Annotated in this window: 2 protein-coding genes; both read left to right on the forward strand. The window is 51.0% G+C overall.

The window, feature by feature from the left end:
• Nucleotides 1-230: 230 nt before the first annotated feature.
• Nucleotides 231-1,271, forward strand: coding sequence for a hypothetical protein (locus tag ASG32_RS28295; protein ID WP_056532952.1), 1,041 nt, complete (start codon nucleotides 231-233; stop codon nucleotides 1,269-1,271).
• A gap of 444 nt (nucleotides 1,272-1,715) precedes the next feature.
• Nucleotides 1,716-4,796 (forward strand): SIR2 family protein, encoded by a 3,081-nt coding sequence (locus ASG32_RS33010; protein ID WP_082558082.1) that lies wholly within the window; start codon nucleotides 1,716-1,718, stop codon nucleotides 4,794-4,796.
• The last annotated feature ends 323 nt before the right edge of the window (nucleotides 4,797-5,119 follow it).

Raw genomic sequence — 5,119 nt, forward strand, 5'->3', positions numbered from 1 at the left:
TGTCGGTCGCATCGAGGAGTACGCATACCGTCTGAGCCATCGCCCAGCCTCGCACGCCTCACCGCCCGCGTGAATCCTCCGTCCGCGTCACTGCACTAGCTCTGCTCATACTCGCGCCGGTATCGACGTTTGCCGAGGAAGGATGCCCGGCGGGCCAGCTCAAGGGCCTGGGCGAGGTCTGCACCAAGCTGTCCGAGCACACCAAACTGCCACTGGACGAAACTCAGCCGATGCGGTTCGAGGCCGTGCAGGTGAGTATGATGATGATCCACATCCAGGCGACAGGGACCATCATGGAGGATACGCCAGCCGAATTTGATCGGTTTCTGAAGAGCGACGGGGCTACATACTCCAAAGACCTCCACCTGCATTCATTGGGCGGCAACCTCATGGCGGCCCTGCGTCTCGGGGAGATGATCCGCAAAGCCGGTATGAACACCATCATTGGGCGCTCTATACCTCTGGAAGGGATCACCAACGTCTACTCGTACGACAGTGCGACATGCGCATCTGCATGTGCGTACGCGTTCCTGGGAGGTGTCACCCGCGATTACGGAGACCAGGACTTCTACGGCCTTCACCGCTTCGGAAAAAACGGAAAGGCCATCTCAGGCGACGACGCGCAGGTTATCAGCGGCATCATCTCTGGTTACGTCCAGCGCATGGGGGTCGATCAAGCCGTCCTGAGCGCAGCCGCCTCGGCACCCTTCGAAAATGGAATCTACAGGCTGCCAGTCGCACTGGCGAAGCGCATGCGGGTCGTAACAGGGGTAAGTGGCGAGACGACGTTCAACGTCGAGGATCTGGATGGGCGAGCCGTCATCCGCTTCGAGTTCAACAAGCGAGAGCGGCGCTACGCTGGGTCGCTCAGCTGCGTGGGGGGATCCAAGCTTCTGACCGTGATGGACTTAGACGATGCCGTGCCCCAGTCCTTGCGGCAGGCTCGCGACTTCCCCGTGACGTTCATTGACGGGGCTGGGCGCACGCTCGCGGGACAAGTCAGCTACTACAAGAATCCGAAGCTCAGCTACCTACTTTTCTCCGTTCCGGATCTCACCACTCAGTCCCTCGCCGGAAACGGATTGAAGCTCGACGACATACAGAATCCCGTGCTGAACCGCGCGGTCAAAGGCAAATCGGGTGCGACACCGGAAATGATCGCGCTGATGAATTGGGTCGGCGACGTGCAGCAATTCGCCTTCCAGGTAGCGCCCACGAATGCCTTGAAAACGGTCCCTTTGGTACTTCGGGACTGTGGGAGCAGACGGTAGCCGCTAGGCAGACGGCAATGCGGAAGTTTCTGGCGAGGTAAGCATAACAGGTGGCAATGCGGCCGCTATGGAGCGCAGGCGAAGAGCGCTACCTCCAGCACCGGTTAAGGTTCGGCGGGAGGTTAAGCGGCGCCCGGTTGTCTCAATCCGCCGACAGATGGCGTCACTATCATGGTCCCTGTATGCCAAGGCAAAACGGCAGGAGCAGGTGACGGGGGGGGGCTTCGCGGACTGCCCGACCTCCAGCCAAAGATAATCCATCGGCGTCTCAAGAGGAAGCCGTGAGGCAGATCGCCGCGAACTCTGCCGTCGTTATCGTGTCGGACGCTAGGTTGTGGATCGATGCCGCAGCCTGCCCTTTAGATTGAACAGGCCAGCCATAATGAGGCATGGTGCGGACGTAGCGTCGACCGAGCTTCCGACCATCATAGGTTGCTCTACCAAATGAGCAGCCAAGCAGGGCCATCTGTCAACATGACCGCCAACCTTAGAGAAGACCTCTTTCCGGGAAATGAAGCTGCGTATCGGGACCTTCAAGCAATAAAGAAAGTCGAAGAGACAATCGGATTCGTAGGCGCAGGTGTGAGCGCGCCTCTGTATCCGATGTGGACAAAATTACTGAATAATTTGGCAGATGACATTGTCGCTCGCGGCTTCGTGGCGAATCCGCAAGACATTGCCGCTATAAAACTTCAAATACAGAATGATCCGTTGGAAGCGGCGACTTCGATCGAAGAGGCTTATACTAGGTCAGTTTTTAGATCAAAGTTTGCGTCAGTATTTAGGCAGAATAATGATCAATTTACTGCGACACATGAAGCAATAGTTCGATTAGGATTATCCGGTGTCACGACACTGAATTACGATGAAGGATTAGAGAATGCGTACTCCCACGTCCATCGGAAGACATATAATACAATAAGGATGGATGATCGCACTGAACTTACTCGCTGGATACAGCGAGCAACGTTTTCGGATGCTCGGAAGCCGCTCGTTCATCTACACGGCGTATCTAACGATCCCAATAGCATGATCATCACAGCGGATGATTACAATCGTCATTACGCAGATAGTGCCGTGATAGATTTCATCAAACAGCTGTGGCTTGCGGATCGCCTATTAGTAGTTGGTTTTGGATTCACAGATCCGTTCCTCACACACGTGGCTGAGGGCGTTTTGCGCAGTCTGCCATCTGAAACTCGGCATTTCGCTTTGATAGGCATCAGGACCGAAGAACCCATTTCTACGCTACAGCGGCGGCAATTCGTCAGAAAGTATCGATTGACTCCGATTTTCTACCAAATCAGGGGGAATGCTGACGGATCTGAAGATCACTCTGATCTCTTACTATTGCTAAATTCGTTGGCACCGGATGACACCAGCGGCGGCCCGTCAGACAAGTCCACGGCCATCAGCAATCCAGCTAATCCCGGACCGACGGGCACATCGCTATCGAAGTTGGACCCAAACGCCGATCTTAGATCGGAATTCCAGTCTCAGCTCTTAATCGCCCCGACAGGCGTTCCTCTTTATATTCAGCCGCGCATATACGCGGCGAGCGCCCGCGATGAAGCGGGCATCAACGCTGAGCGAGTGCAGATACCAGCCTCTGAAATCTGGACGACGGACGAGTCATATTTGATATATTGTGGCCCAGAATATGGCGCAAGTACACTATGTCGTAAAATTGCATTGGAATGCGCGTCGAGAGGCGATCAGGTTGTGCTGCGAGACGCAAGGTCGCTGCCAAACTATAAGAAAAAATTGCAAGACGAGTTTAAAATACTGCAGGGGTCAACGCGAAAAACGTTAGTACTTGACAATTTTGATGTCGAAAGACACGAAAGAATGATGAATGAATTACGAGCATTGAATCTATTCGACAAGTATGTGATCTGCGCTGACAAAACAAGAGATGTCGATTTAGTTGGTAGTAACGCCGGGCCTTATGGACAGAACTTCAAAATAGCGCAGCTCTCAAGCTTGGAGAGAACAGATATCAGATTTCTTGCAAAAACATTGTTTGACTCTGACGATATAGATTATGTCTCAAGCATAGTCGAAAAAGTATACACAGATCTGCTTCAACTTTGCATACCACTTACTCCGCTTAACGTTATTATGTATTTACGGATCATACACAAAGAGGGTGACTTTACCCCACTAAATCGGATACAGATACTTGACCGATATGTCCATCAACTCCTTTCAAAACCGAGTGACGATTACAGATACGCTTTGAATGCGAGAGGTAAAATTGATCTCGTATCCGCTTTCGTATACCAGCTATTTTCCAATCAAGAGACCAGCTGTACCGAGCTTGATTGGTTTAATTTCTGCCGCAAATACAAAAGTGAGAATCTTATTTCTTTCGATGAGCGCGAGCTTCTCAATGATCTTGACCGACAGAAAGTTTTTCTTCGCCTAAGCGGCAATATAGTATTCAGGTACAGGCTCTTTTATGCCTATTTTCTTGGTCGCCATGTGGCAAATCGAGAGTCGATACTCGATAAATTTCTTGGCACTGATCATCACATCAGTACCGAGGGCCTCGTTGATTCAATTTCAAATTTCTCAAGCGACAACACCAAGTTAATTGAGGATCTTGTTCAGAAACTGAATACCTCAATCGAGACATTTCATTCGACGTATATCCCTTCCGATTTCGATCCATTCGCCGGCCTGACTTGGGTCAATGACAGTGATGAGGGTGAGACTTGGAAGCCACTTATGCAAGCGATAGAGGCGGGCCCCGCCTCTACAGAAGAATTAGATAAGTTGAAAAGCTCCTGGTTTGCTGAGCGTAGAACTGAAGATCAGACAGTCGTCATAAGAAGATTCAACGAAATAGAGAGAAAACTTCTTGCCTATCATTATGCGCTCGCCAACGCCTTAGTATGTGCAGAGAACGCGACGGGGGCGTCCAAGGTCGCTGCAGCGAAAGCTTTGTACAAGGGATGGAGAGCAATCTACCAAGTCGCGTTGTGCCACGCCCCCCTTATAGCGCGCAATCGTTATTATGTTTGGAACGGATTGTTATTTCACAATGAGATGAAATATAGCGACGAGGATACGATTAGGGAACGCACGATGATGGTGCTATTTGGTTCCGTTAGATCAATTTCCGATCAGGCCTGCGAGTTAATTGGTTCGCGAAAATTGGGGGAGGTGTTCAGGCATATTTCTGCAACTTCTGAGTTAACTGGTTTCCGGCAAGTTTTAAATTACGCGCTGCTCCTGAGATCAAAGCCTGGGGAGTGGGAGCAGGTCGCAAAAAATATTATCCTCTCCGTGGACAGGAATACGTATTACATGCGTTCTTTGCTTATGCATACTTTTCATCAATACAAAGACGAAGTAAATACACATGGCGATAGAGAAAAACTCAAATATCTCATGGCTGTTATTCGAGCGCGGCGGGATATGAAGTCCAATAATCCGAGCTCAAGCTTGATTAAGCGAGTCTTGGACGATCTCGAAAAGGCAAACGTTTTCGAAGACCCCGCGCCTGAGGTTAATGGATAGTTCAGGCGGACAAGAATTTTAGCCGAGTTGAAAAACCCAGTTGACCAATGGTACGTTGGTCAACTGGGTTTTTGCGTATTGTTGGATATTTTCCCTCGCAGTGGTACTGCTGGCTTTGGTGTCCTAATAATAAGTTGCGAAAAAACGAGACAAGCTGAATATAATCACGAGAACCCAGATTGGCGCCCGCGTTCTGCGGCATCGCATACGGCCATTGCTGGGACGTGATTACCCAGGCCTGTGATGGCGGGGTTCAGGCGCCGATGGTTTTGAGGACGGTGCTGAAGGGGCTGCTGCCTGTGATGCGGGCGGTGTCGACGACG

The organism is Methylobacterium sp. Leaf361, from assembly GCF_001424445.1.
In the GTDB taxonomy this organism is placed as follows: Bacteria; Pseudomonadota; Alphaproteobacteria; order Rhizobiales; family Beijerinckiaceae; genus Methylobacterium.